The following is a 26,285-nucleotide window of genomic DNA, read 5'->3' as shown; positions in this document are numbered from 1 at the left end:
GTGCACCCTACCGACCGCCCCCGACGGCACCTCCGGACGGCCTTGTGGGGTGTCCTGTCCCGGCACGCACTAATCTTGGTCCCATGTCGAGTCCCGCCGAGCGGTACGCGGAGGCCCGTCGCCGGGCCGCGCAGGCCTCACAGTTTCCAGCGCTGGACGAGTTCGCCCTCGACCTGGGGTTCGACCTCGACGACTTCCAGCGGGAGGCGTGCCAGTCGCTGGAGCGGGGCAGCGGGGTGCTGGTCTGCGCCCCGACCGGCGCCGGCAAGACCGTCGTCGGTGAGTTCGCCGTCCACCTGGCGTTGCGCGGTCGGCCCGGCGATCCGGCGGGTACGGACGCGGCGACCCCGGCGACCCGGCGCAAGTGCTTCTACACGACACCGATCAAGGCGTTGTCCAACCAGAAGTACCACGACCTGGTCGCCCGGTACGGTGCCGAGCAGGTCGGTCTGCTCACCGGCGACAACGCGATCAACGGTGACGCGCCGGTGGTGGTGATGACCACCGAGGTGCTGCGCAACATGCTCTACGCGGGCTCCAGCACCCTGCAGGGCCTGGCGTACGTGGTGATGGACGAGGTGCACTACCTGGCCGACCGGTTCCGGGGCGGGGTGTGGGAAGAGGTGATCATCCACCTGCCCGAATCGGTCACCCTGGTCTCGCTGTCGGCGACCGTCTCCAACGCCGAGGAGTTCGCCGACTGGCTGGTCACCGTCCGCGGCGAGACGGCGGTGGTGGTCAGCGAGCACCGGCCGGTGCCGTTGTGGCAGCACATGCTGGTCGGCAAGCGGATGTTCGACCTGTTCCACGACGCCGACGCCGCCCGCAAGCACGACGTGCACCCGGAGCTGCTGCGCTACACCCGGGAGACCGCGCGGCGGCTGGAGCTGGGCGAGGGCCGCAGCGCGGGGCCGGGCGCCGGCCGTCGTGGCCCGCGCTGGCGGGGCCCGTTGCGCCCGGACATCGTGGACCGGTTGGACCGGGAGGGTCTGCTGCCGGCGATCCTGTTCATCTTCAGCCGGGCCGGTTGCGCCGCCGCGGTGCAGCAGTGCCTCGCCGCCGGGCTGCGGTTGACGTCGCCGGAGGAGCGGGCCGAGATCCGCCGGGTCGTCGAGTCCCGGGTCACCGCCATCCCCGGCGAGGACCTGACCGTGCTCGGGTACTGGGAGTGGCTCGACGGCCTGGAACGCGGCCTTGCCGCCCACCACGCCGGCATGCTGCCGGTGTTCAAGGAGGTCGTCGAGGAGTTGTTCGTCCGTGGCCTGGTCAAGGCGGTCTTCGCCACGGAGACCCTGGCGCTGGGCATCAACATGCCGGCCCGCTGCGTGGTGCTGGAACGCCTCGTCAAGTACAACGGCGAGGCGCACGTCGACCTGACGCCGGGGGAGTACACCCAGCTCACCGGCCGCGCCGGCCGCCGCGGCATCGACGTGGAGGGGCACGCCGTGGTGGTGTGGTCCCCGGAGACCGACCCCCGGCACGTGGCGGGGCTCGCGTCCACCCGCACCTACCCGCTGCGGTCCAGCTTCCGACCCTCGTACAACATGGCGGTGAACCTGGTCGGCACCGTCGGCGCGGAGCCGGCCCGGGCTCTGCTGGAGTCCTCGTTCGCCCAGTTCCAGGCGGACCGGTCAGTGGTCGGCCTGGCGCGGCAGGTGCAGCGCAACACCGAGACGATCGAGGCGTACGGCGCGGAGGCCGCCTGCCACCACGGCGACTTCGACGAGTACTTCGCGTTGCGGGTGGCGATCGCCGACCGGGAGAAGGCCATCGCCCGACAGGGACAGACCCAGCGCAAGGCCGCGGCGGTGGCGTCGTTGGAGCGGCTGCGCGTCGGCGACGTGATCCGGGTGCCGTCGGGCCGGCGGGCCGGGTTGGCTGTCGTGCTGGACCCGGCGACCGGCGGGTTCGGGGAGCCCCGACCGCTGGTGCTCACCCAGGACCGCTGGGCCGGGCGGGTCAGCCCCGGCGACTTCACCACCCCCGCCGAGGTCCTGGCGCGGATCCGGGTGCCCAAGCACTTCAACCACCGTTCACCGGCTGCCCGACGGGATCTCGCCGCCGAGGTGAGCGGCACCGGCCTGGACCGGCACGGTGGCCGACGGGGTGGCCGTTCCCGACAGGTGACCGGCGAGGACCACCGGCTGACCCAGCTCCGCACCGAGCTGCGCCGCCACCCCTGCCACGCCTGTCCGGAGCGGGAGGACCACGCCCGGTGGGCGGAGCGGCGTCGCCGGTTGGAGCGCGACACCGAGGAGCTGCGCGAGCGGGTGTCCGGGCGGACCGGATCGTTGGCCCGGACCTTCGACCGGATCGTGGCGCTGTTGACCGACCGTGGCTACCTCGGCCGGGACGGCGCGGTCACCGACGCCGGGCGGATGCTCGGCCGGATCTGGACCGAGGCCGACCTGCTGGTCGCCGAGTGTCTGCGCCGGGGCGTGTGGAACGGTCTGTCGCCGGCCGAGTTGGCCGCTGCGGTGTCGGTGGTGGTCTTCGAGGCACGCCGCGACGTCGACGAGCGGGCGTCACTGCCCCGTGGGCCGGTGGCCGACGCGGTGGACGAGACGCTGAAGCTGTGGGGGGAGATCGAGGCCGACGAGGCTGCTCGCGGGTTGGCCGCGACCCGGGAGCCGGATCTCGGTTTCGCCTGGCCCGTCTACCGGTGGGCCCGGGGTGAGGTGCTGGCCAAGGTGCTCGGCAGCGGCCACGAGATCGACGGTGAGATGCCCGCCGGTGACTTCGTCCGGTGGGCGCGACAGGTGGTCGACCTCCTCGGTCAACTTGCCGACTCTGGCGGCGCGTCGCCGGAGTTGCGGTCCACCGCGCGGCAGGCTATCGCGGCCATCAACCGGGGTGTCCTGGCGTACCACACGTCGGCATGACCGTCACTCTCAGTTAACAGGAGTAGCCAATCGACGCATCGGACGGTTACCGCGACGCCACCCCTTGAATACGGCCGGGGGTGCTATTGCGCCTGATCACGGCACCCCTGATCATTGCCCGAGCGTTTTGTTGACGCGCTGGTAACGAATGGGAAGAAGGCCGCGGTGGGGGACATCAATCACTTTGAGTACGGGTGGATCACACCCGCGTTGAGCTACGCGCTGTCCGTGCTCGGCTCTGTCCTCGGTCTGGTCTGCGCGGGGCGCATCCGTACGGCACGGACGAGCCGCCAGCGGGCCTGGTGGGGTCTGCTGTCGGCGTGGGCGCTGGGCGGCACCGCCATCTGGGCGATGCACTTCATGGCGATGCTCGGGTTCGCGGTGGAGAACACCCGGATCCGCTACGACGTTCCGCTGACCGTGGCCAGCACGGTCATCGCGGTGGTGGCTGTCGGTATCGGTCTGGCCATCGTCGGCACCGGCCGGTTGAACGCCGTGCGGCTGATCGCCGGTGGCGTCTTCACCGGGTCGGGCGTGGCGGCCATGCACTACACGGGCATGGCGGCGATGCGGCTCAACGGCACTCTCGGGTACGACACTCTCCGGGTCGCGCTCTCCGTGGCCATCGCCGTCGTGGCGGCCACCGTCGCGCTGTGGCTCGCGATGACGGTTCGCAAGGGGGTGGCGGTCTTCGCCTCCGCGTTGGTCATGGGCATCGCCGTGAACGGGATGCACTTCACCGGGATGAGCGCGCTGTCGGTGCACCGCCACGAAGGTGCGAACCGCGATGTGACCGGTGCTGGTGTGAGCACCCTGCTGGTGCCGATCATGCTGGCGGTGATCTTCGGGGTGGTCGGGCTGCTCTACGCGCTGCTCGCGGCCCCGACCGACGACGACCGGGCTGCCTCGGAGTATCTGGCCGGACGGCGGGTCGCGGAGCCCGTGGCCCCGACGCCCGCCCCGGACCCGGTCGGGCTGCGCGCCCGCTCCACCCTCGGACAGCCGGGCAACCCGTTCCCGTCACGCCGGGACACGCCGCCCCGCTGACAGCGCGTCGGTGGGCCTCAGGTCGGTGGCCGGTCCTCGACGACGAGGGTGGCCAGCAGCCCGGGGTGATCGGTCGCCTCGCGCATGGGCACCGGCCTGTGACAACAGATGGTCACGCCGACCGTTGCCACGATGTGTTGGAGCGCGCCGTCGTCGACCCGCTGGTGGCCGGCCGGGGTGCAGGACCGCACGTCCGGATCGACGCCGGCGCGCAGGTTGAGGTCGCCGGCGAGCACCGCCCCGGTGCCCCCGCGGATCGTCGGCAGGATCGTGTCGAGCAGGTGCCCGCACTGCGCGAGCGCCACCCGGTAGCTGGTGTTGGCCAGGTGCGTGGTGCAGGCGAGCAGCCTGCGGTCGACGTCGACGCAGAGCCACGCGCGCTCCTCGGGGTCGGCGAGGTCCTGCGTCGGGTGGATGCCGCGGTACACGCCGCCCGTGGTGTCCGGCGTCCTGACGCGGGCCAGCAGCCCCACGCCGTACGGCTGCCCGTTGCGGCACCGGGTGTCGGCCCCACTGGGCCGGTCCCCGGCGGCCTGGAACGCGGACACCACGCTCCGACCGCGGTGGACGGCCTCGAACACGCGCCGCAGGGCGGGGACGTCGCCCTGACAGATCTCGTTGAGGGTGACCAGGTCGGGTGCCTCGGTGTCGATCACCTCGGCGGCGACGGCCATCGACCGGCCGGTGTAGCAGCCGGCCCGACCGCTGTTGCAGAGGTTCAGTTGGAGCATCCGCAGGACAGTGGGTCGTGTGGTGTCCGTGGTCGTTGTCTCCGGCGGCCGGCCGGGCAGCCCGGCGGCGACGAGCAGCAGGCAGACGGCCACGGCTCGACGCGCGAATCGGGACGGACGATCGGCCACGCGCACTCCGGGGTGGTGCCGGCGACGGTCGTCGCCACGGTGGCAGTGATCGTACTCGTGGCGGACCGACGGCTGACCCGGGCGCGGGCACCCCGGGGGTACGCGCGGCGCGCGTACCCCCGGGGTCGGTCAGCGCGCGCGGACCGCGACGACCGTGTACGGCGTGGTCGGGGTCGGCGGCGTGGTGAAGCGGCCGTTGGGCAGGTAGAGCCGGCCCAACGCCGTCGCGACGGTGGTGGGCACGTCGAAGTTCGGGTCGGTGATGACGGCGGTGAGCGTTCCGGCGGTGCCGGGGTGGTTCAGCGTGACGACCGCGATCTGGTTGAGGCTGTTCTGGACGACGTAGAGGGTGCGGCCGAGCAGCAGCAGACCGTCGCCGTTGGTGAAGGTGTGGCCCGGCACGTCCACGGCGGTGCTCACGCCGGTCACCGGGTCGACCCGGTACAGCGTGCCGGTGGGCGACTGGGCGACGATCAGGGCCCGACCGTCCGGTGTGGTGGTGATGCCGTTGAGGTTCACGCCGGTGCCGACCTGCTCGTACGCCCCGGTCAGCGCGATGGTGGTGAAACCGTCGGCGGGGGGCAGCGCGCCGCCGCGACCGAGCGGCAGCCGGTAGAGCACCGGGCGGTGGGAGTCGGTGAAGTAGGCGGCGTCGCGGGTCAGGATCACGTCGTTGACGAACGTGGGCGTGGTGGCGAACTGGTAGCTGGCCAGCACGTCACCGGTGCGGGTGTCGAGCACGCGGGCGTCGCCGGCCGTGCCGCCGGCGACGAACAGCCGGCCGCGGGTGTCGACCTTGAGGCCCAGCGACGGGGTGCCGGTGGCCGCGCCGATCGGGGTGCTCCGGCCGGTGACCAGGTCGACGCGCTGGATGGCGCCGGTCGCACGGGAGCCGAAGTAGGCGTAGCGGCCGGCGGTGGCGATGCCTTCGGGCGCGAAGCCGTCGGGCAGGGCGAGGACGGTGGGCGGCCGGCCGCCGGTGTGCGCCTGCGCGGGGGTGACGGCGACGGAGGTCAGCAGGGCCACGACGAGCGCGCCGCCGAGCGTGGTGCGGAGGGGGCGGTTCACTGTGCTCCTTCCGGGCGGCGAGGCGGCGGCAGCCGACACGTCCGCTAGGTTCACTGGGGCCAGGACCTGCTCCACTGTACGACCGTCGTCGATCTCCCGCTTGGCGTCACCGGCGCGACCGACCGGATCGGCCGCGCCGGTGAGACGTCGAGCGGGGTGGATGTCAGGCGTTGCGGACGAGCCTCCACCTGTTGTCCGCGCTGCCGTTGTCCGAATCCTGGACGGCCTGCGCGCCCCAGGCGGTGGACCCGTTCAGGATGCCGAGCAGCTTGTTGCTGTTGACGTTGCGGATCTTGTAGGTGCCGTCGCCGTTGTCCACCAGGATCCACCGGTGGTCGGCGGTGCCGTTGTCCGCCCACTGCAGGACGCGGGCGTTGTCGGCGGTGGACATGTTCTCCACGCCCAGGACCTTGCCGCTGTGGACGTTGCGGAACCGGACCGCGTTGCCGTCGGTCACCATCACCCAGTTGTGGTCCGCGGTGCCGCTGTCCCCCCACTGCACGGCCAGGCCACCGTCGGCGGTGGACATGTTCTGGATGCCGAGGACGAGCCCGGTGCCCACGTTGACCAGGCGGTAGCTGCCGCCGGTGTTGCCGCCGCTGGTGCTCCAGTAGACCGTGTAGTTGTAGCCGTGGGCGTCCTGGAAGGGTGCCAGGTTGACGGTGGACCCGTTGGCGCTGGCGGTGAACGCGAGCGAGCTGGTGCTGGTGCGCGTGATCGAGGAGACGGTGAGCGACGGCAGGGCGCTCAGCGTGGTGTTGCCGTAGTTGCCGGCCAGCACCGTCGGCCCGTACGTCACGGCGGCCACCGAGCTGTTGTCGTTGGCGGCCCGCATGACGACCTGCATCGGCAGCCGTACGGTGATGGTGTCCCCGGCAGCCCAGGTGCGGGTGACCGTCGCGTAGCTTCCCGGTGTGGTGGTGACGTTCTGCGCCGTGCCGTTCACGGCGATCGTCGCTCCGGTCGTCCAGGCCGGGATCCGCACCCGGATGCTCCACGAGCCGCTCATCGTCCCGGACAGGGTCAGGGTGGTGGTGTCGCTGACCGGGTAGGTGGTGCTCTGGGTGACCGTGATGCCCCGCTGCGACCAGTTGAGGACCGACGGCGTGAACAGGTTCACGGTCAGCGTCGTCCCGTTGTAGAAGTAGATCGACTCCATCAACCTGGTGTTGATCTCCAGGCCGGTGCCCTGGCAGCACCAGAACGAGTTGTAGTCGGTGCTCCAGGTGCCGCCGCCCCACGCCGGTCCCACACCGCGACGCCCGCCCGGCCGCAACGGGGTGAAGTAGGTGATGTGGCCGTGGCTGTCGGCCGGGTTCTGCCCACCGATCAGGTGGTTGATCAGGGCCCGCTCGTAGAAGTCGAAGTAGTCGGTCCGGTTCGGGTCGAGCAGCCACAGCTCCCGGGTCAACTTCAGCATGTTGTACGTGTTGCACTGCTCGCAGGTGTCGTTGCTGAGGTACCCGGCGATCGCGTTGGGGGCCCGGAAGTGCTCCGCCTGGCTGTTGCCGCCGATGACGTAGGTGTGCGCGTTGACCGTCATGTTCCACGCGTTGCTGGCGATGTCCCGGTAGCGGGTGGTGCCGGTGGCCTTGAACTCCCGGGCCGCGCCGATCCACTTGGGCACCTGCGTGTTGGCGTGCAGCCCGGACAGCTGGTCCTGGTTGTTGGCCAGCGGGTTGAAGACGGCGGCGTGGTCGAACCGCTGGGCGGTGGTGAGCCAACGGGAGTCGCCGGTCTGCTGGTAGATGTCGGTGAGGACGTCGTTCATCCCACCGAACTCGGTGCCCAGCATCGACTGCATCTGACTGGAGCTCAGCCGGCTCGTCCGGGTGTCGACCCAGCCGGCCAGCGCCAGCAGCACCGTACGGGCCTGCGTGTTGCCGGTGTACCGCCAGACGTCGAGCAGCCCGGCGAGGGTCTTGTGGATGCAGTAGTAGGGCACGTTGCCGTTGGACAACGTGCGGGCTTCGAGCGCGGTGAAGTCGGACTCCGGGAAGCCGGACAGGTATCCGGCGCCGAAGCCGGCGGCTCCGTTGTTGGCCTGGCACTTGGCCAGCTCGGCCACCATGTAGTTCGCCTTGTCCCGGCAGGTGGTGTCGCCGAGCACCGCGTACGCGTACGACCACGCGGTCAGGAAGTGCCCCTGCATGTGGGTCCGGAACGGGAAGTTCGGCGCGTCCCAGCCTCCGTTGGTGGCGGCGCCGTTGGTGGACAGCCGGTGGTTGGCGCGGAAGTTGTAGAGCATCCGGTCGACGTCGACGAACCGCAGGTAGTTGAGCGTGCGCGTCTGGTTGTCCATCCAGCGGCTGGAGTTGAGCCGTACCTGCCCGAGGTCGAACGGGTAGGCCGAGACTCCGAGGTCTGGTCGGACCGGTGGGACGACGGCTGCGGACGCGCCATGCGGAGCGACGGCGGCACCGGCTGCGGAGAGGGCCACGGTGGCTCCGGCGGCCTGCAGCAGGCGGCGGCGGCTGAGCGGCGGGGGTGGCATGGGGACCTCCAAGGGTGTGCGGCGTGGTGGTGATCCGGAAGGTGGCGTCCTGCCGGTCGGCGGCACGCGAACTGCCACTGAGCGTGTCGCCGCGCAGGGGTCGGCTCGGGTGCCGCAGGACGTTGTCGCCGTGGGCGCCCGGTGCCCGAGCCGGTACGTCATCGCGGCACATCAATGTGATCGCTAACATAGTTGGTCGTTAACATGCCCGCAACCCCCCGGATCGCCGGTTCGGTGGCACGGCGGGTGTCCGTGCGGTCGCGTCGCGCCCCAACGCCTCGGTGGTGCGGTCGAGGTGGGGTCTCGGGCGGCTCCGGACCCGACGCCGCCGGTGTTCTTGATCGGAAGCTCATGACGCAGCGTCACGAGAACGTGCCCGCTCTCCGTTGACGCCCGGCTCGCCGCTCAGTACGGTGCATCGTAAATCGTGGATGTCTGCGTCGATACATCGATGCTGCGATGTGGTTACGACGGTCATCTCGCACCACCAGACAATCGAGGTCAGATCGGGGGGAGGGGAGTCACCCAAGATCTGTTAGCGCTAACACGGCTGTCGGCCGTGCTGTTCGGCATGCGCGCGGTCACGCCCGCTCGCCCGGCGGCCCGGCGGCGGTGACTCGTCGACCCAGAACCCGCGCACTCTCTGTGGGAGCCAATCGTGAAGGTGAACGAGAGAACCACAACCCGGGCCGGCGGCCGGGTCAGGCGGGCCGTCGCCTGGCTGGCCAGCCTCGTCTGCGTCCTCGCCCTGCTGCCGGCCGGCGCCGCCCGGGCGGACAATCCGATCGTCCAACACATCTACACCGCCGATCCGGCGCCGTTGGTGTACAACGGCCGGGTGTACCTCTACACGGGGCACGACGAGGACGGCTCGACGTACTTCACCATGAAGGAATGGCGGGTGTGGTCGTCGGCCGACATGGTGAACTGGACCGACCACGGCTCGCCGTTGAACCTGGCCACGTTCTCCTGGGCGGACGCCAACGCGTGGGCCGGTCAGGTCATCGCGCGCAACGGCAAGTTCTACTGGTACGTGCCGGTGCGTCAGCGCTCAAACGGGCAGATGGTCATCGGCGTCGCGGTGGGCGACAGCCCGACCGGCCCGTTCCGCGACGCGCTCGGTCGGCCCCTGGTCGGCAACAACGAGATCGACCCGTCGGTCTTCGTCGACGACGACGGGCAGGCGTACCTCTACTGGGGCAACCCGGGGCTGTGGTACGTGAAGCTGAACGCCGACATGATCTCGTACTCGGGTGGTGTGACCCGGATCCCGCTCACCACGGCGGGCTTCGGCACCCGTAACGGCAACGCCAGCCGCCCGACCCTCTACGAGGAGGGCCCGTGGGTGTTCAAGCGCAACGGGTTGTACTACAACGTGTTCGCGGCGGAGTGCTGCTCGGAGTTCATCGCGTACTCCACCGCCACCGGCCCGACCGGGCCGTGGACCTATCGCGGGACGATCATGCCTCGGCAGGGCGCCAGTTTCACCAACCACGCCGGCGTGATCGATTTCCAGGGCGGGTCGTACTTCTTCTACCACAACGGGGCGCTGCCGGGCGGCAGCGGCTACACCCGGTCGGTAGCGGTGGAGAAGTTCAGCTACAACTCCAACGGCACGATCCCGACGATCACCATGACCACCACCGGCGCGCCGCAGGTGGGGACGCTGAATCCGTACGTGCGGCAGGAGGCGGAGACGATCGCGTGGGGCTCGGGCATCGAGACCGAGGTGTCCGGCGAGGGCGGGATGAACGTCGGCTGGATCGAGAACGGCGACTACATCAAGGTCAAGGGCGTCGCGTTCGGCGCGGGGGCGACCTCGTTCACCGCCCGGGTGGCGTCGGCGACCAGCGGTGGCCGGATCGAGGTGCGCCTCGACAGCGCCAGCGGCCCGACAGTGGGCACCTGCACCGTCGGTGGCACCGGTGGTTGGCAGACCTGGACCAGCACCACCTGCGCGGTCAGCGGCGCGACCGGCACCCGTGACCTGTACCTGCGCTTCGCCGGTGGCAGCGGCAACCTGTTCAACATCAACTGGTGGCAGTTCACCGGCGGCACCGGTGGTGGCGGCGGGAACGTCCTCACCAACGGCGACGTGGAGAACGGCACGACCGGGTGGGGTGTGAACGGCAGCGGAACGATCTCCCGGAACACCTCGGTCGTCCGGGGTGGCGCCGGTTCCCTGTCGATCACCGGGCGCACCTCGGCGTGGAACGGCCCCAGCCAGGACGTCACAGCGAAGCTCACCAACGGCAAGAGCTACACCACCAACGTCTGGGTACGTGCGCAGAGCGGCACGCCGTCGGCGAAGGCGACACTGGCGCTGACCGCCAACGGCACGACCAGCTACCTCCAGCTGACCCCGGCGACCGCCGTCAACACGAACGGCTGGACGCTGCTCACCGGCACGGCGACCCCGTCGTGGAGCGGCACGCTCACCACCGCCACGTTCTACGTCGAGACGGCGGCGGGCACCGACGGTCTGCTCGTCGACGACGCCTCGTTCCAGTGACGTGCGGTGCCGGAGCCGTGGTCGCACGGCTCCGGCACCGGCCCGTGAAAGCGGGCGACAGCACCCGATACCGACGCGCCCTGTTACGACTTGACGAACGGCATGTTATCGCTCACAGTCGATGGATGAGGGCGGCCACACCGGTGGCTCACCGGGCGAGTCGGCCGGCCGCACCTCGGAGCGCGACGTCCGCCCAGGGCATGCCGGACGTCGCCTCAGGATCCCCAGCAGTGGTGCCGTGACGGCTACCGGGCTCGCTGTCACGCTCTCGCCGGACCGGGGACACCACCACCGTCGTACGCAGGCATCGGTCGCCGGGCATCGCCGATGCGGCTCTCCGACGTCGTGGGCGCGGCTTCGGGTGCTGCGCCCCCATCGCTGAACCACCACAGACAAGGAATCCGCATGAATCACAGAAGAGTCCTGCGAGCGGCGGTGACCGTCGCGGTCGCCGGCGCTCTCGCCTCCGGTATGACGATGGCAATGACCACCGGGGCCAGCGCCGGCACGACACTCGGGGCGTCGGCGGCGGAGAAGGGCCGCTACTTCGGTGCCGCCGTCGCGACGGGCAAGCTGTCGAACAGCACGTACACGACGATTCTGAACCGTGAGTTCAACGATGTCGTGGCCGAGAACGAGATGAAGTGGGACGCCACCGAGCCGCAGCAGGGTCGGTTCAGCTACAGCGGCGGGGACCGGCTGGTCAGCCACGCGCAGGCCAACGGCATGAGAGTGCGCGGTCACGCGTTGCTGTGGCACCAGCAGCAGCCGGGCTGGGCGCAGGGCATGTCGGGCAGCGCGTTGCGCAACGCGGCGATCAACCATGTCACCCAGGTGGCGACGCACTACCGCGGGAAGATCCACTCGTGGGACGTGGTGAACGAGGCGTTCGCCGACGGTGGTTCGGGTGGACGGCGTGACTCGAATCTGCAGCGCACCGGCAACGACTGGATCGAGGCGGCGTTCCGGGCCGCGCGGGCGGCGGATCCGGGTGCGAAGTTGTGTTACAACGACTACAACACCGACGGGATCAACGCGAAGTCGACCGGGATCTACAACATGGTGCGGGACTTCAAGTCCCGTGGTGTGCCGATCGACTGCGTGGGTTTCCAGTCGCACCTGGGCACGTCGCTGGCGTCCGACTACCAGGCGAACCTGCAGCGCTTCGCCGATCTCGGCGTGGACGTGCAGATCACCGAGCTGGACGTGATGACCGGCGGCAACCAGGCGAACATCTTCGGCGCCGTCACCCGGGCCTGCATGAACGTCTCCCGCTGCACCGGCATCACCGTGTGGGGCGTGCGCGACTGTGACTCGTGGCGCGGCTCGGACAACGCGCTGCTGTTCGACTGCAACGGCAACAAGAAGGCCGCGTACACGAACGTCCTGAACGCCCTCAACGCCGGCCCGGGCATCCCCACCAACCCGCCGACGACGACGCCCCCGCCCACCGACCCGACGCCCACCACCCCGCCGCCGACCACGGGCGGGTGCTCGGCGTCGGTGTCGCTGAACTCGTGGAACGGCGGGTTCGTGGCCAGCGTGAAGGTGACCGCAGGCTCGGCCGGCACGAACGGGTGGAACGTCAGCCTCACCCTGCCGAGCGGTGCCAGCGTCACCAACACCTGGAGCGCCACGGCCAGCGGCTCCAGTGGCACGGTGCGATTCGCCAACGTGGACTACAACGGCCGGCTCACCGCGGGCCAGGTCGCCGAGTTCGGCTTCCAGGGCACCGGCAGTGGGAACGGCATGACGCCCACCTGCACCGCCTCCTGACCCTCTGATCGCACACGACGGCCGGTGTGGAGAACCAACCTCCACACCGGCCGTCGTACGCCGGGTCGGTCAGGAGTAGGGCAGCCGCAGCACCGACTGGTTACCGAGGCCGATGGTGCTGGGGTTGTTGCCGATCGCCGACCACACCTCCACCCGCACCCTGCCGTTGCTCAGCGCGCCCAGCGTGCCGGTGGCCGAGGCGAGGCCGGTGCCCTGGGTGTAGTGCTCGTAGCCCGGGACGGGGTCGGTGGCGAAGTAGCGCCACGTCTCCACCCGGTCCCAACTGCCGTTGCCGGTGAGGTCGTAGGAGACCCGCACCTGCACGCCGTTGCCGACCGCCGTCCCCGCGTCCACGAACAGGTCGAACGCCGTCTGCCCACCGGAGTAGGCGAGGTTGAGGCCGGTGGCCGTGAAGACCTGCGCGTTGGTGGGCGTACCGTCGTGGTTGCCGTTGGCCGCCGCGACGGTCGTCGTGGCCGCGCTACCGGCGGCGCCCAACCCGCCGCCGGGCAGCAGGTACCGCGTCGGCCCGCCGGTGGACGGCGGCGGGGTCGTCGTCGGCGGCGGGGTGGTCGTCGGTGGGGGGTTCGTCGGCGTCGTCGGGGGTACGCCGCCGGCCGCGTTACCGCCACTCCAGGTGTACGCCCCGGTGGTGGCCGTCTTGCCGGCGCCCACGCTCAGGGTGGTGCCGTTGGAGAACGTCACGGTGACCGGGCTGGCGGTCGGGTTCGACGCCACGTAGGTGCGGGCGCCGTTGCGGGAGAAGACCGCCGACAGCGGATGGTTGCCGGTCACCGTCGTGTCGACGGTGCCCAGCGCCGCGAGGTTGCGGATCCAGTGGAAGGTGTGCGCTCGGCTCTCGCCCTCCTCCGGCGTGTAGCCGGGGTTCGCGCGCAGGTTCGCCAGCGCCGCGTCGGGGTCACCGAGGGCCTGGAACTGCCAGAGGATGTCCTGCCACACCGTCGGTTGTCCGCCGTTGTTGCGGACCAGTTCGGCGTAGTTGGTCCGCACGTACGCCGGGTTGTTGCCCAGGTACAGGTGTCCGCCGGTGACCGGCAGCAGGTTGATGCCCTGGATCATCTCCGGTTCGGCGCTGAACCAGGTGGCGTACGCGCCGCCGCTGCCCCAGACCATGCCGACGGTGGAGTGCCCGAAGGCGGCGGGGAAGTTCTGGTCGCTGACGTCGAACCAGTACTCCTGGATCGCCGCGGCCTGGGTGGTGTAGAGGAAGACGCCGGCGTCGCGGACGGCGGTGTCGCCGGTCGTCTGCCCCCACTGGATCAGGGCGTTGGCGAAGTTCATCCCCTCCGACGAGGACTCCTGGTTGTTGCCCGAGCCGAACGAGCCGTGCCCGGACGCCCAGTCGTGGCCCGCGTAGATGTCGAAGTCCCGCAGGTACGGGAAGCGGGTGTCGTCGCGGCGGTAGTTGTTGGCGTCGCGGATCAGCAGGTCCACCATGCCGCCGTAACGGCTGGTGGCGGCCCACGCCGGGTCGAACTTCGCGAGGGTCGCCGCGGCGGCGATGAAGTAGCCGTAGTGGAAGTGGTGGTCGTTGAGTTCCTGGTCGGAGCCGTACGACGCGGGGTAGCCGATCAGGGTGCCCCAGTTGTTGTCGTAGTAGAAGACCCGGCTGGTCTTGCCGCTGGACGCGGTGAACCAGTCGGTGAGGGTGCTGCGGATCGCGTTCAGCGCGCTGTCGCGCGTGGCGGTGTCGTTCACCTGGTCGGCGATCTCGGCGATCCGGGCGGCCCGACCGAGCCCCTTGCCGGTCCAGTAGGTGTCGTTGCCGCGTTGGTCCATCGGGTTGCCGCGAACGGCCGCCAGCTGGCTGGTGAGCGTCGCCAGGTCACTTCCGCTGCCGTCGCCGACGGCCGGCAACTCCGGCAGGACGCCCTGGAACCTCATCGCGGTGCGGAACTGGTTGACGCCGGTGAGCACCTTCATCCGGCCGCGCGCCGACGGGTAGGTCGGGGTGATCGCGGTGGACCCGCTGAGCGACTTCCACTGGTGCGGGTAGAGGCTGACCACCGTCTGCGTGGCGGTGCCCTCCCGGGGAGTGGTGGTGAACGCGTACGTGGTGGTGAGGCCACTTGTCGCCGGGTTGTACGAGTACGAGACCTGGGTGCCGGTCACGTGGGCGTGCGCGTACTGACCGTAGGTCGCGGCCAGGCCGGCGCGCTCCGACGCGCTCGACGTCGGCGGCAGGAGGGCGACGGAGAAGTAGCCCCGACCGGCCAGCGTGGAGGTGATCCGGCCGGACGCGACGGTCCAGCTCGCGCCGCTCGGGGCGTACCCGACGTAGTCGTGGCCGTTGACCCGGAAGCCGATGGTGGCGCCGCTGTTGGACCAGACCTCCGGGGTGCCGGCGGTGCCGATCGACGCGTTGCCGCCGGTGGCCTGGAAGTACGCGAACGGCAGGCCGTGGCCGATGGTGGCGCGCAGGGTGCGGGTGCCGTCGCTCCAGTGCGGGCTGACCGTCCAGTCCGTCCAGCCGTCCACCTTGACCTGGGGCGCGGCGAGTCCGGCGACGCCGACCCGGATGTCCTGCACGTACGGGTAGTGGAACTCCCCGACGCCGGTCGCGGTGCCGCTGATGGCGGGTGTGGAGTTGGCGGAGAAGCCCAACCCGTCGGTGAAGGTGTCGTACGAGATCGGGTGGGCGTGCAGGGGCTCGCTGAAGGAGCAGTCGGTGCGCTTCCACAGCAGCGAGGACCACCAGTCGTTGGTGGGTATCGGGCCGGCGGGCGCGTTGGCGGTGGCGAACTGACGGGGGTTGCTGGACATCGCGCCGCATCCGCTCGGGAGCGGGCCGACCGGGGTGGTGGTGTAGCTGCCGGCGCCGACGGGCGCGGCCTCGGCCGCGCGGGTGACGGGGATCGTGAGGCCGCCGACGACCAGGGCCAGCGCGGTGACGGCGGCCAGGGCCCATCGGCGGTGGGGGACGGGAGGTGTCATGGTGCCTCCATCGCGCGCCGGGTGTGGCCGTTTCCGGGTCCGACGCGTGCGTCTGAATTGGGGGGAAGGTCAGGCGAGAGAGCGCTCTCACAGCCACGGTAGTGGAGCACCGAGATCCCCGTCAATGTGTCCGTCCGGTTGCGTGCCGATGTCGTCAGGCGCCGGCGCCCTGGACGCCGCTCACCAGCGCCTCGGGCGCGCGCATCCGCCACGCGTCCGTCACCAGCTCGCCCAGGCGCTCCAGGTCGATCTGCGTCAGGCGCAGCAGCACCAGGGGCAGCCCCTCGTACCCCGCAGCGGTGAAGAAGATGTCCGGTTCACCGAGCAGGAGCGCCTGCTTCTCCGCCTCGTCCCCGACGTAGAGCACCGCGATGTCGAGTCGGATCACCCGCGGCTTGCCCGGCACGCGCTCCGGGTAGGACCAGACGAACCCTTTGCCGGCCACCCGGAAGTCGAACCCGTCGCTGGGGTTCTCCTCCGTGTGCGGCAGGGCCAACGCCACCCGGCGTACGTCCTCCGCGTCAACCACCGGGCCCCCTCACGCCGCGCGCCAACCGCATGCGCCGAGACTACGCGGTGGACAGCTCGACGTGGGTCGCCCCGACGACGGCCCCGTTGCCGTTCTCCTGCACGTACGCGACGACGGCGGCGCTGCGCGGATCGAGGTGGACCGGTGCCACCACCTCCACCCGCCCCGGCGCGGCGTCCAGGCTCGTCGACGCGAAGCCGCGCACGACGTTGTCCTGCCGCAGCGTCCGCCCGGCGTTCTCGCCCCGGGCGATCTCGCTGTCCAGGCCCCGCTCCACGATCGCCACGTTCACCACGGTGCGCTCCGGCGGCCGTTCGGCCTGGTAGTCGAGCACCACCCGCTGCCCGTCGAACGCGGCCACGGACACCGTGAGGGGGGTGGCGGCCGGTGACGCCAGGGCGGCCGCGATGGCGCCGGACGCCTGTCGACGATCGGATCCGACGAACTCGACGGTGCCGTTGACGACCATCTGCGGGGTGTACAGACCGCGGGTGCGAAGGGCGCGGGCGTACGCCTCCTGCCGCGCGGTGTACGCCGCGTCGGCGAACTGGTCGGCCCACCCCAGGTCGTCCCAGTAGTCGACGTGGAAACCGAGGCCGAAGACGGCCTGGCCGTGTTCCCGGGCGTCGCGTTCGATCTCGGTCAGCAACTCCTCCGCCGGGGGGCAGCTGTTGCACCCCTGCGAGGTGAACATCTCCACGACGGCGAAGCCGCCGTCCGTCGATGGGTTCGTCATGGTGGGTGTCTCCTCCCACGTGCGGCCGGGGGCGTTGGGTTCCCCGTTCCGGCCGCGACAATGCGCGCGGGCTCACTTTCCCGCCGCCTCCGGGCGGGCACCGGCCACCCGGGTGGTTGGATGGTCAGGTGCAGTTCACCGTGACAGACGCCTCGGCGCGGGAGCGTTTCGAGGCGCGCGACGAGACCGGCACGGTCGCCGGGTTCGTCACCTACCAGCTGACCGGCGCGATCATCGCCTACACCCACACCGAGGTCGACCCGACCTTCGAGGGCCGGGGCGTCGGGTCGACGCTGGCCCGCGCCGTGATGGACGACGCGCGCGCCAAGCGGCGGACCGTCGTGCCGATCTGTCCGTTCCTGGCCGACTGGCTGGTCAAGCACCCGGAGTACGAGAGCATCGTGGTCCGGTCGACCCGCAAGATCAAGTAAGCGGGCGACGCTGATCTTCGCCCGCCATCCCATCGGGAGACGTGCACGATGACTGCTCGAACCTTTCGGGCGATGCACCACGGCCGCGCGGTCGGCGACCCGCTCGTCCTGCCGGGTCCCTGGGACGCGGCCAGCGCGAGGGCCTTCGCCGAGGCCGGCTATCCCGCCCTCGCCATCCCGAGCGCCGGGGTCGCCGCATCGCTCGGCTACGAGGACGGCGCGACCCCGCCCGACGAGATGTTCGCCGCGGTGGCGCGGATCGTCCGGGCCGTCTCCGTCCCGGTGTCCGCCGACGTGGAGGGCGGGTACGGGCTCACCCCCGGCGAGCTGGTCGGGCGGCTGCTGGAGGCGGGTGCCGTCGGCTGCAACCTGGAGGACTCCGAGGCCGGCGCCACGCTGAAGGATCCGCAACGGCACGCGGACTGGTTGGCCGAGGTACGCGCCGAAGCCGGCGACGCGCTCGTCATCAACGCGCGCGTCGACACGTTCCTGGCCGGCGCCGGTGACCCGGCCGACGCGGTGGCACGCGCCCGCCTCTACACGGCTGCCGGCGCCGACTGCGTGTACCCGATCCTGGCCCCGCCGGAGCTGCTGCCGCAGTTGCGCGACGGCATCACGGGTCCGATCAACATGGTCGCCGGCGCGGACAGCGCGTCGGTTGCCGAGGTGGCGCGGTCGGGCGCGACGCGCGTCACCTTCGGCCCGGCCATGCAGCGGTACGCGATCGGGGCGGTCGCCGACCTGGCGGCACGGCTGCGCGCCTGAGCACGTCCACCACCCTGCGGGCCGGTCCAGTCGCCACCCGCCGATCGCCCGGTGGTCGGCAGTCGGTCAGGCGTCGCCGCCGGCGGCGAGGGCGTCCACCAGGCGGCGGGTGGAGCCGGCCAGGTTCCACCGTCCGGCGAGGTCGAGCAGCCGGTCCGGGTCGACCGGCGCGGACGGCAGCGCCGTGGGCAGCTCCGGCAGCGGCACGTCCAGGGCGACCCGGACCACCGTCGGCGCGACGCCCAGGTAGTCGCGGGCCGCGGCGAGCTTGGTGCGCAGGCCCGGCGCGAAGGACGAGTCGGAGTCGTCCAGCGCGGCCAGGATGCCGGCGATGCTGCCGTAGCGCTCGATGAGCCGGGCGGCGGTCTTCTCCCCGACGCCCGGGACCCCGGGAAGCCCGTCGCTGGGGTCGCCGCGCAGCGCGGCGAAGTCGGCGTACCGGTCGGCCGGTACGCCGTAGCGGGCCCGCACCGCGGCGTCGTCACAGTCGTCGAGCTTGGCGACACCACGCCCCACGTAGAGCAGCCGGACCGGTCGGGCGTCGTCGACGAGCTGGAACAGGTCCCGGTCACCGGAGACCACCTCGACCGGGCCGGGCTGGGTCACCGAGAGCGTGCCGAGCACGTCGTCGGCCTCGTAGCCGGTCGCGCCGACGGCGGTGATGCCGACGGCCTCCAACACCTCCAAAATCATCGGCACCTGCGGGGACAGGGTGTCCGGAACGACCTCGCCGCCCTGCGGTGCCACCCGGTGCGCCTTGTACGACGGCAGCAGGTCGACCCGCCACGCCGGACGCCAGTCGTAGTCCAGCGCGCAGACCATCCGATCCGCGCCGCGCCCACGGATCAGGGTGGCGAGCATGTCGAGGAAGCCACGCACCGCGTTGACCGGGGTGCCGTCCTCGGCGCGGGCGGCGGACTCCGGGATGCCGAAGTAGGCCCGGAAGTAGAGGCTGGGTGCGTCGATCAGCAGGATCGGGGGTCGTTGTGCCACGCCGGACAGCCTGGCACAGCCCTCCGACGAACCGGGGCACCCCCGGCCGTCCGGCGCGGTCAGCCCTTGTCGTCCTGCCGGTAGACGGTCTCCCGCCGCGCCAGGTGCTGCACCACGTAGCTGGTCACCAGCAGCAGGACCGCGACCAGCACCTCGACCCAGGCGGCGACACCGTCGGCGACGGTGAGGCCGAGGATCAGCAGAACGAGGCCGACGAGCGCGAGGACTCCCGCCCACAGTTGCCGGCGACGGCGTGTCGCCGCCCGGTTCGCCTCGTTCCCTGCCACGTCGGTCCCTCCCGGTCGGGCCGCCCGCGCGGGACCCCGACCCCAGGTTAGGGCCGCGGGGGACGCGCCGGGCCGGAAAACGACGGCGCGGGCTGGTCGCCGCGCGGCGCAGACTGCCGGTATACCGCCGACCGCCGACCGCCGACCGCCGACCCGAGCATGCTGGTCGTGCCGGCGGTCCACCAGCGCCAGAACACCCCGGCCCGTTCGTCGACGCGCGTGTCGCCGGCCCCCGTTCACCGAGCCCGTGCGTTCCAAACTGGAACGGACTATAGTCGGAGTGGAGCAACGGAGGTAGTGGGTGCGGCGGGAAGATCTTGCCGACGCGAACTGCGGCATCGCGCAGGCGCTCGGCGTGCTGGGGGACTGGTGGACGTTCCTCATCGTGCGCGACGTCGCCGGTGGAACGACCCGCTTCGACGCTCTGCAACGCGAGCTGGGCGTCAGTCGGCGGGCGCTGACCGAGCGTCTCGGCGCCCTGGTCGAGCACGGGGTCCTGGAGCGTCGGCCGTACTCACGACACCCACCGCGCTTCGACTACCTGCTCACCGGGAAGGGCGAAGGGCTGCTGCCGGTCCTCATCGCTTTGCAGGACTGGGGGACGAGACATCTGATGGGCGACGGTGAGGTGAGCGCGACGGCGGACGCCGGGTCCGTCGAGGCGCGCCGGGCGCACGAACTGGTCGGGCGGCGGTTGCCCGATGTCGTCCTGCCGGGGCCCGACGGTCGGCCCGTCCCGGTGGCCGCCACGGGCACGTGGAGCGTCCTCTACTTCTTCCCCGGGGCGTACGCGCCGATCCGGCCGGACTATCCGCCCGGCTGGGCGGAGATCCCCGGCGCCCGCGGCTGCACACTGGAGTCGACCACGTACGCCAGGCGGCACCGGGAGTTCCAGGCCGCCGAGGTGGGGGTGTACGGCGTCAGCACCCAGCGGCCCGACCAGCTCGCCGACTTCGCCGCGTACGCCGAGCTGCCCTTCCCGTTGTTGTCCGACCAGGACGGCCGGTTGGCGGCCGGGCTGCTGCTGCCCGTCTTCCGGGCGGGCGGGATGACCCGGTTCAAGCGGCTGACGCTGCTGGTCGACCCGGTGGCGGTGGTGCGGGCCGTGCAGTTCCCGGTCACCGACCCGGCCGGCTCGGTGGACGAGATGCTCACACTCGCCCGGGAACACGCAACGGTCCCCGGCTGACGCGGGGCGTCGACCGGGGACCGTGCGAACCGTCAGGCCGGGAGCGTCCAGCGCTGGTTGGCGCCGGCGAAGCAGTCCCAGATCTGCAGCCGGGTGCCGTCGGCGGAGCTGTTGTCGGTGGCGTCCAGGCACTTGTTCGACTGCGGGTTGCGCAGCGTCCCGTTGGACTGTGCCTGCCAGACCTGCGCGCCGCTGCCGTTGCAGTCCCAGAGCTGGACCTTCGCGCCGTTGGCGGTCGAGCCGCTGGTGATGTCGGCGCACTTGCCGAGGGCCCGCAGCGTGCTGTCGCCGGCCACGGTCCAGGTCTGCGCGTTGGTGCCGTTGCACGTGTAGAGCTGGACGGCGGCGCCGTTGGCGGTGCTCGCCGCGGCCACGTCGACGCACTTGCCGCCGATGCCGGTGATCCGGCCGGTACGACCGGTCGGCGGCGGCGTGGTGCCACCCATGATGGTGTCGTACATCGCGCTGAGCAGCGAGGTCGAGCCGCTGGTGTCCTGGCTCAGCTCCCAGTTCATCACGCCGCCGGCGTTGGCCATCGCCCACTGGGTCTTGCGCTTGACGGTCGGGATGCCGTTCCAGCACTGCTGCGAGCCGTTGATGGTGGCGCAGTCCCGGTTGGCGTTCGCCGGGTCCAGACCGACCAGGTACGAGTAGTTGTAGTAGACCGGGCGGCTGTAGAACGGGATGCCGAGCACGGCCTTGCTGGCCGGCAGGCCGCGGGCCTTCCACCCGTTGACGGCGTTGATGGACCAGTCGTAGTTGGCGTGCGGGCTACCGCCGTCGTAGGCCATGATGTTGAGCCAGTCGACCAGGGGGAAGACGGCCGTCTGTACGCCCTGCACGGTGGTGCCCTCGCTGACCACGGCGGCGGTGAGCAGCTTGCCGCGACTGCGCATCGCGCTGCTGAGCTGCGTCATGAGCGCGGTGTAGTTGCTGGCCGACGCGCCCGGGTCGGGGTACTCCCAGTCCATGTCGACACCGTCGAGGTTGTACTGGTTGACGAAGTTGACCAGGTTGTTGACGAAGGCGGTGCGGCTGGTGGAGTTGGCGGCGAGCGCCTCGAAGGCGGAGTCGTTGCCGTCGTTCCAGCCGCCGACCGCGATGGAGACCTTCACGTTGTTGGCGTGGGCCTGGGAGACCAGCGAGGAGAGCCGCGCCCCGTCGACGCCCTGCAGGCTGCCGTTGCTGTTGGGCAGGATGAAGGCGTAGTTGATGTGGGTCAGCTTGTTGTACTGGATGGTGTTGATGTTGCCGGCCCAGGAGGGCATGTAGCCGACGCTCTTGAAGTTGTTCGGCAGCACCACGGCCTGCGCGGCGGTGGACGTGACGGTGAGGGTGGCGGCGGCGGTGGCCAGCGCGAGTAGACCGGCGGCGAGGGCGCGGCGCAGTGGTGAGGACATCGGGGGCCTTCCCGTGGGCGGGGGACGACGCCGCCCGCGCAGGGTTGTCGCGGGCGGGAGGTGCGGGGACGCAGGAACGGGTGGGCCTCGAGGCAGCCAAATCTTAAAGAGTGTTAACTGTCCGCGTCAATCAATGACGGTAGATTTCCTTCGCGCCGGTTGTCCGGATTCCGCCCTGGCCCAAACGACCGTTAAGCTGACGGTGTGGGAACCGACGAGCTGTATCCGCCGGATCGGCTGATCGCCGCGCAGCGCGCCACCGCCGCCGCCGGCCTTGACGCCCTGCTGCTCACACCCGGCAGCGACCTGCGCTACCTGACCGGGTACGACGCCCACGCGGGGGAGCGGCTCACCTGCCTGGTGCTGCCCGCCGAGGGGGAGCCGACCCTGATCGTGCCGAGGCTGGAACGCCCCGCGGCGGAGGCGTCCCCCGCGCCCGCCACCGGTGTGCGCATCGTCGACCACGTCGACGGCGCCGACCCGTACCCCCTGATCGCCGCCGCCCTCGACGGCCCGGTCGCGGCGGTCGGGCTGGCCGACCGAATGTGGGCCGAGCAGGTTCTCGCGCTGCGCGCCGCGCTTCCCGACGCCGCCCAGCGGCTCGCCGGCGAGGTTCTGCGGGAGTTGCGCATCCGTAAGTCGGCGGCCGAGGTGGCGGCGCTCGCCGAGGCCGGCAGGGCCATCGACGAGGTGCACCTGCGGATGGGCGAGTGGCTGCGCCCCGGCCGCACCGAGGCCGAGGTCGCCACCGACATCGCGGCGGCGATCCGGGCCACCGGGCACGTGACTGTCGACTTCGTCATCGTGGCGTCCGGGCCGAACGGGGCCAGCCCGCACCACGGCACCTCGGACCGGCCGATCGGGGTCGGTGATCCGGTGGTGGTGGACATCGGCGGCACGATGCCGTCGGGCTACCGCTCGGACTGCACCCGCACCTACCTGGCCGGCGGGTCCGCGCCGGGCGACTTCCTGGAGTACTACGAGGTGCTGCGCGACGCCCAGCGCGCCGCCGTCGCGGCGGTGCGTCCCGGGATCACCGGCGCGCGGGCCGACGCCGCGGCCCGTGAGCCGATCACCGCCGCCGGCTACGGCGAGGCTTTCCTGCACCGCACCGGCCACGGCATCGGCCTCGACGGTCACGAGGAGCCCTACCTGGTGGCCGGCAACGACCGGCCCCTGGAGGCCGGGATGGCGTTCTCCATCGAACCGGGCATCTACCTGGCGGGCCGGCACGGCGCCCGCATCGAGGACATCGTCGTCTGCACCACGGACGGCGTGCACCAGCTCAACACCACCCCCACGGAGCTCATCGCGCTATGACTGTCGACCGGATCCTGCCCACCGACGAGGCCCACGACCTGCTGGGTCTCGCCACCGAGCTCGCCGACCGCGAGCTCGCACCGAAGGCCGCCGCCTTCGAGGAGCGCGCCGAGTTCCCCCGCGAGGTGCTGCGTACCCTCGGCCGGGCCGGCCTGCTGGGCCTGCCCTACCCCGAGGAGTACGGCGGCGCCGCCCAGCCGTACGAGGTGTACCTGCAGGTGCTGGAGATCCTGGCCAGCCGTTGGCTCGCGGTCGCCGAGGCGGTCAGCGTGCACACCCTGTCCTGCTACCCGGTGGCGGCGTTCGGCAGCGACGAGCAGCGCAAGCTGCTGCCGGACATGATCGGCGGCGAGCTGCTGGGCGCGTACTGCCTCTCCGAGCCGCAGGGCGGCTCCGACGCGGCGTCGCTGAGCACCCGGGCGGTTCGCGACGGCGACGCGTACCTGGTCTCCGGCACCAAGGCGTGGATCACGCACGCCCGGACCGCCGACTTCTACAACGTCTTCTGCCGCACCGGCGGGCCCGGCCCGAAGGGGATCTCCTGCCTGGTCGCCGACGCCGGCACTCCCGGCATCACCCCGCAGGCGGCCGAGCGGACGATGGGTCTGCGCGCCTCCCCGGTGGCCCAGATCGCCTTCGACGACGCGCGGGTGCCGGCCGACCGGCTGATCGGCGGTGAGGGTGAGGGCTTCACCATCGCGATGTCCGCCCTGGACTCCGGCCGGCTCGGCATCGCGGCCTGCGCGGTCGGGCTGGCCCAGGCGGCCCTGGACTACGCGGTCGGGTACGCCCGGGAGCGGCAGCAGTTCGGCCGGTCCATCATCGACTTCCAGGGGCTGGGCTTCCTGCTCGCCGACGCGGCCACGCAGATCTCCGCGGCCCGCGCGTTGACGCTCGCGGCGGCCCGGCTGCGCGACGCCGGCCGCCCGTACGCGATCGAGGCGGCCAAGGCGAAGCTCTTCGCCACCGACATGGCCATGCGGGTGACCACCGACGCGGTGCAGGTGCTCGGCGGCGCGGGTTACGTGGCCGACCACCCGGTGGAGCGGTACATGCGCGAGGCCAAGGTGCTGCAGATCGTGGAGGGCACCAACCAGATCCAGCGAATGGTGATCTCCCGGGCCCTGGCGCGGGGCTGAGGACGACGGGTGCCGGCGCGGCCCGTGGTGGCCGCGCCGGGTACCGCGTCGCCGTCGGGCGGTTTTCCCGGTAGGTTGCACGCCGTGGAGGAGATCGACCGCGCTATCGTCGCCGCGCTGACCGCCGACGGCCGTCTGTCGTACACCGACCTGGCCGAGAGGGTGGGGCTGTCGGTGTCCGCGGTGCACCAGCGGGTGCGCCGGCTGGAGCAACGCGGGGTGATCAAGGGGTACGCCGCCCGGGTGTCGTTCGAGGCGCTGGACCTGCCGCTGACCGCGTTCGTGGCGATCCGCCCATTCGACCCGTCGCAGCCGGACGACGCGCCGGAGCGGTTGTCGCACCTGCCCGAGATCGACTCGTGCTACTCGGTGGCGGGGGAGGACTTCTACCTGCTGCTGGTGCGGGTGGCGAGCCCCGCCGACCTGGAGCGGGTGTTGCAGGAGATCCGTACCTCGGCGAACGTCACGACCCGGACCACTGTGGTGCTGTCCACCCCGTACGAGAACCGGCCGCCGAAGATCAGTGCCGCGGCGCCGGGTCGGTCGCGGTCCCGGGCGCCGGAGGAGCCGGCTGGTTCCACCGCAGGATGACCTGCCGGCCGTGCTCGTGACCGAGCGCGCTGACCGTGGCGGTCTCCAGGCGTAGCCGGCCACCCGCGGACGGGGGCAGGCCGATCCAGCGGGCGCCGAGCACCCGCAGGCTGTGCGCGTGACCGACGAGCGCGACGGTGCCCCGGTCGAGCAGCGGGGTGACCCGCTCCAGCACCCGGTCGACCCGTTCGCCGACCTGTGCGGGGGACTCCCCGCCCGGGCAGCCGTCGGTCCAGATGTTCCAGTGCGGCTGGTCGGCGTGGATGTCGACGGTGGTGCGGCCCTCGTACTCGCCGTAGTTCCACTCGCTGAGGTCCTCGTCGACGGCGTCGACGGTGAGGCCGGCGAGCTGCGCGGTGCGCAGCGCCCGGGAGCGGGGGCTGGCCAGCACTGTCACGAACCGCCGGCCGGCCAGGAACGCGGCCAGGGTGCGGGCCTGTCGCTCGCCGTCGGGGGTGAGCTCCAGGTCGGTGTACGAGGTGTGCCGCAGGCTGGCGCTCCAGGTGGTCTCGCCGTGCCGGATCAGCAGGAGCTCTCCCATGCGGCCAGTTAACCACCGCTTCGCGGGTCGGAAGACGACCCTCCCTCAACCTATCTTCCTAGGATGCTCTAGCGGGTGTGCCGGCCGGCACTGCCGGTTTCGGCACCCGGAGACGGGGCAAGCGAGCGGGGACAACCGCCAGACCGAGGAGGCGCGATGAGCTTCACCGAGAAGGCAAAGAACAAGGTCGAGCAGATGGCCGGCGCCGCGCGGGAGCGCGTCGGCGACATGACCGACAACGAGCGGATGCGTGGCGAGGGCGCCAGCCAGCAGAGCGACGCGCGCGCCAAGCAGGCCGGTCAGAACGTCAAGGACGCCGGTCGCAACGTGAAGGACTCCTTCACGAAGTGACCTGAGCGGTTCGCGGGTCCCCGGGTGCACCGTCGCCCGGGGACCCGTCGCGTGCGGGCGGTTAGTGTCGCCGGGTGACGGTGCTTCGTTCCCTGGTGTTGTTCGCCCTGGCCGCGCTGGCGGAGATCGGCGGCGCGTGGTTGGTGTGGCAGGGCTGGCGGGAGCAGCGGGGCCTGTGGTGGATCGCGGCCGGTGTGGTCGCACTGGGCTGCTACGGGTTCGTCGCGACGTTTCAGCCGGACGCGAACTTCGGCCGGATCCTGGCCGCGTACGGCGGGGTGTTCGTGGCCGGTTCGTTGGGCTGGGCGATGGTGGTGGACGGCTTCCGCCCGGACCGCTGGGACGTGACCGGCGCGGCGCTCTGCCTGCTCGGTGTAGCGGTCATCATGTACGCCCCCCGAGGAGGCGCAACCTGACCC

Annotated in this window: 22 protein-coding genes; 12 read left to right on the top strand and 10 right to left on the bottom strand. The window is 71.4% G+C overall.

What is annotated here, in order from left to right:
• Nucleotides 1-83: 83 nt before the first annotated feature.
• Nucleotides 84-2,882 carry a DEAD/DEAH box helicase gene (locus GA0070612_RS22105; RefSeq protein ID WP_088989651.1) on the top strand — a complete coding sequence of 933 codons (2,799 nt, stop codon included), beginning with the start codon at nt 84-86 and terminating at the stop codon, nt 2,880-2,882.
• A 165-nt stretch (nt 2,883-3,047) separates the two neighbouring features.
• A complete protein-coding gene (locus GA0070612_RS22100) occupies nt 3,048-3,929 on the top strand; it encodes an MHYT domain-containing protein (RefSeq protein ID WP_088989650.1) in 882 nt (293 codons plus the stop codon).
• Nucleotides 3,930-3,946: 17 nt separating this feature from the next.
• Here the strand turns inward: GA0070612_RS22100 and GA0070612_RS22095 are convergent, their stop codons facing one another.
• From GA0070612_RS22095 to GA0070612_RS22085, 3 genes are all read right to left on the bottom strand, one after another.
• Nucleotides 3,947-4,789 (bottom strand): endonuclease/exonuclease/phosphatase family protein, encoded by an 843-nt coding sequence (locus GA0070612_RS22095; RefSeq protein WP_157742566.1) that lies wholly within the window; start codon nt 4,787-4,789, stop codon nt 3,947-3,949.
• Between the two features lie 129 nt (nt 4,790-4,918).
• Complete coding sequence (locus tag GA0070612_RS22090) at nt 4,919-5,857, bottom strand: SMP-30/gluconolactonase/LRE family protein (protein ID WP_088989648.1); 939 nt, start codon at nt 5,855-5,857, stop codon at nt 4,919-4,921.
• Between the two features lie 163 nt (nt 5,858-6,020).
• Entirely contained in the window at nt 6,021-8,351 is a 2,331-nt protein-coding gene (locus GA0070612_RS22085) for a beta-L-arabinofuranosidase domain-containing protein (protein ID WP_088989647.1), read from the bottom strand.
• Nucleotides 8,352-9,102: 751 nt separating this feature from the next.
• Here GA0070612_RS22085 and GA0070612_RS22080 point away from each other — a divergent pair.
• Nucleotides 9,103-10,863 (top strand): family 43 glycosylhydrolase, encoded by a 1,761-nt coding sequence (locus tag GA0070612_RS22080; protein WP_197699466.1) that lies wholly within the window; start codon nt 9,103-9,105, stop codon nt 10,861-10,863.
• A 405-nt stretch (nt 10,864-11,268) separates the two neighbouring features.
• Entirely contained in the window at nt 11,269-12,639 is a 1,371-nt protein-coding gene (locus GA0070612_RS22075; RefSeq protein ID WP_197699215.1) for an endo-1,4-beta-xylanase, read from the top strand.
• Between the two features lie 69 nt (nt 12,640-12,708).
• Here GA0070612_RS22075 and GA0070612_RS22070 read toward each other — a convergent pair whose 3' ends face one another.
• From GA0070612_RS22070 to GA0070612_RS22060, 3 genes are all read right to left on the bottom strand, one after another.
• A complete protein-coding gene (locus tag GA0070612_RS22070) occupies nt 12,709-15,594 on the bottom strand; it encodes a glycosyl hydrolase (RefSeq protein ID WP_088989646.1) in 2,886 nt (961 codons plus the stop codon).
• A gap of 154 nt (nt 15,595-15,748) precedes the next feature.
• Nucleotides 15,749-16,123, bottom strand: coding sequence for an MmcQ/YjbR family DNA-binding protein (locus GA0070612_RS22065; protein ID WP_088989645.1), 375 nt, complete (start codon nt 16,121-16,123; stop codon nt 15,749-15,751).
• 40 nt (nt 16,124-16,163) lie between these two features.
• Nucleotides 16,164-16,859, bottom strand: a complete 696-nt coding sequence (locus GA0070612_RS22060) for a DUF1223 domain-containing protein (protein WP_088989644.1) — start codon at nt 16,857-16,859, stop codon at nt 16,164-16,166.
• Nucleotides 16,860-16,987: 128 nt separating this feature from the next.
• Between GA0070612_RS22060 and GA0070612_RS22055 the strand changes: the two genes are divergently transcribed.
• Nucleotides 16,988-17,290, top strand: coding sequence for a GNAT family N-acetyltransferase (locus GA0070612_RS22055; protein ID WP_088989643.1), 303 nt, complete (start codon nt 16,988-16,990; stop codon nt 17,288-17,290).
• A 48-nt stretch (nt 17,291-17,338) separates the two neighbouring features.
• Nucleotides 17,339-18,055 carry an isocitrate lyase/PEP mutase family protein gene (locus GA0070612_RS22050; RefSeq protein WP_088989642.1) on the top strand — a complete coding sequence of 239 codons (717 nt, stop codon included), beginning with the start codon at nt 17,339-17,341 and terminating at the stop codon, nt 18,053-18,055.
• Nucleotides 18,056-18,121: 66 nt separating this feature from the next.
• Here GA0070612_RS22050 and GA0070612_RS22045 read toward each other — a convergent pair whose 3' ends face one another.
• Together GA0070612_RS22045 and GA0070612_RS22040 are read right to left on the bottom strand one after the other, a co-directional pair.
• Nucleotides 18,122-19,048 (bottom strand): 5'-3' exonuclease, encoded by a 927-nt coding sequence (locus GA0070612_RS22045; RefSeq protein ID WP_088989641.1) that lies wholly within the window; start codon nt 19,046-19,048, stop codon nt 18,122-18,124.
• Nucleotides 19,049-19,107: 59 nt separating this feature from the next.
• On the bottom strand, nt 19,108-19,335 hold the full coding sequence (locus GA0070612_RS22040) for a hypothetical protein (protein WP_088989640.1): 228 nt from the start codon (nt 19,333-19,335) through the stop codon (nt 19,108-19,110).
• A gap of 301 nt (nt 19,336-19,636) precedes the next feature.
• On the opposite strand from GA0070612_RS22040, the gene GA0070612_RS22035 reads away from it, so the two are divergent.
• Nucleotides 19,637-20,524, top strand: coding sequence for a winged helix-turn-helix transcriptional regulator (locus GA0070612_RS22035; RefSeq protein WP_088989639.1), 888 nt, complete (start codon nt 19,637-19,639; stop codon nt 20,522-20,524).
• A 32-nt stretch (nt 20,525-20,556) separates the two neighbouring features.
• Here the strand turns inward: GA0070612_RS22035 and GA0070612_RS22030 are convergent, their stop codons facing one another.
• Nucleotides 20,557-21,924, bottom strand: coding sequence for a glycosyl hydrolase family 18 protein (locus GA0070612_RS22030; protein WP_088989638.1), 1,368 nt, complete (start codon nt 21,922-21,924; stop codon nt 20,557-20,559).
• Between the two features lie 204 nt (nt 21,925-22,128).
• On the opposite strand from GA0070612_RS22030, the gene GA0070612_RS22025 reads away from it, so the two are divergent.
• The 3 genes from GA0070612_RS22025 (at nt 22,129) to GA0070612_RS22015 (ending at nt 24,974) form a co-directional block, all read left to right on the top strand.
• Nucleotides 22,129-23,244 (top strand): M24 family metallopeptidase, encoded by a 1,116-nt coding sequence (locus GA0070612_RS22025; protein WP_088989637.1) that lies wholly within the window; start codon nt 22,129-22,131, stop codon nt 23,242-23,244.
• The gene (locus tag GA0070612_RS22020) at nt 23,241-24,383 is read left to right on the top strand and encodes an acyl-CoA dehydrogenase family protein (RefSeq protein ID WP_088989636.1); all 1,143 of its coding nucleotides are present in this window, start codon (nt 23,241-23,243) and stop codon (nt 24,381-24,383) included. Before GA0070612_RS22025 ends, GA0070612_RS22020 begins: the two co-directional genes overlap by 4 nt.
• Before the next feature lie 84 nt (nt 24,384-24,467).
• Nucleotides 24,468-24,974, top strand: a complete 507-nt coding sequence (locus GA0070612_RS22015) for an Lrp/AsnC family transcriptional regulator (protein ID WP_088991679.1) — start codon at nt 24,468-24,470, stop codon at nt 24,972-24,974.
• Here GA0070612_RS22015 and GA0070612_RS22010 read toward each other — a convergent pair.
• Nucleotides 24,904-25,515 carry a histidine phosphatase family protein gene (locus GA0070612_RS22010; RefSeq protein WP_088989635.1) on the bottom strand — a complete coding sequence of 204 codons (612 nt, stop codon included), beginning with the start codon at nt 25,513-25,515 and terminating at the stop codon, nt 24,904-24,906. The two genes, GA0070612_RS22015 and GA0070612_RS22010, sit on opposite strands and share 71 nt — an antisense overlap.
• Before the next feature lie 156 nt (nt 25,516-25,671).
• Here GA0070612_RS22010 and GA0070612_RS22005 point away from each other — a divergent pair, with 156 nt between their 5' ends.
• Together GA0070612_RS22005 and GA0070612_RS22000 are read left to right on the top strand one after the other, a co-directional pair.
• Entirely contained in the window at nt 25,672-25,866 is a 195-nt protein-coding gene (locus GA0070612_RS22005; RefSeq protein WP_088989634.1) for a CsbD family protein, read from the top strand.
• Nucleotides 25,867-25,940: 74 nt separating this feature from the next.
• Complete coding sequence (locus GA0070612_RS22000) at nt 25,941-26,282, top strand: YnfA family protein (protein WP_088989633.1); 342 nt, start codon at nt 25,941-25,943, stop codon at nt 26,280-26,282.
• Nucleotides 26,283-26,285: the final 3 nt, after the last annotated feature.

This window comes from Micromonospora chokoriensis, assembly GCF_900091505.1.
GTDB lineage: Bacteria > Actinomycetota > Actinomycetes > Mycobacteriales > Micromonosporaceae > Micromonospora > Micromonospora chokoriensis.
This window is presented reverse-complemented; position numbering and strand designations above follow the sequence as displayed.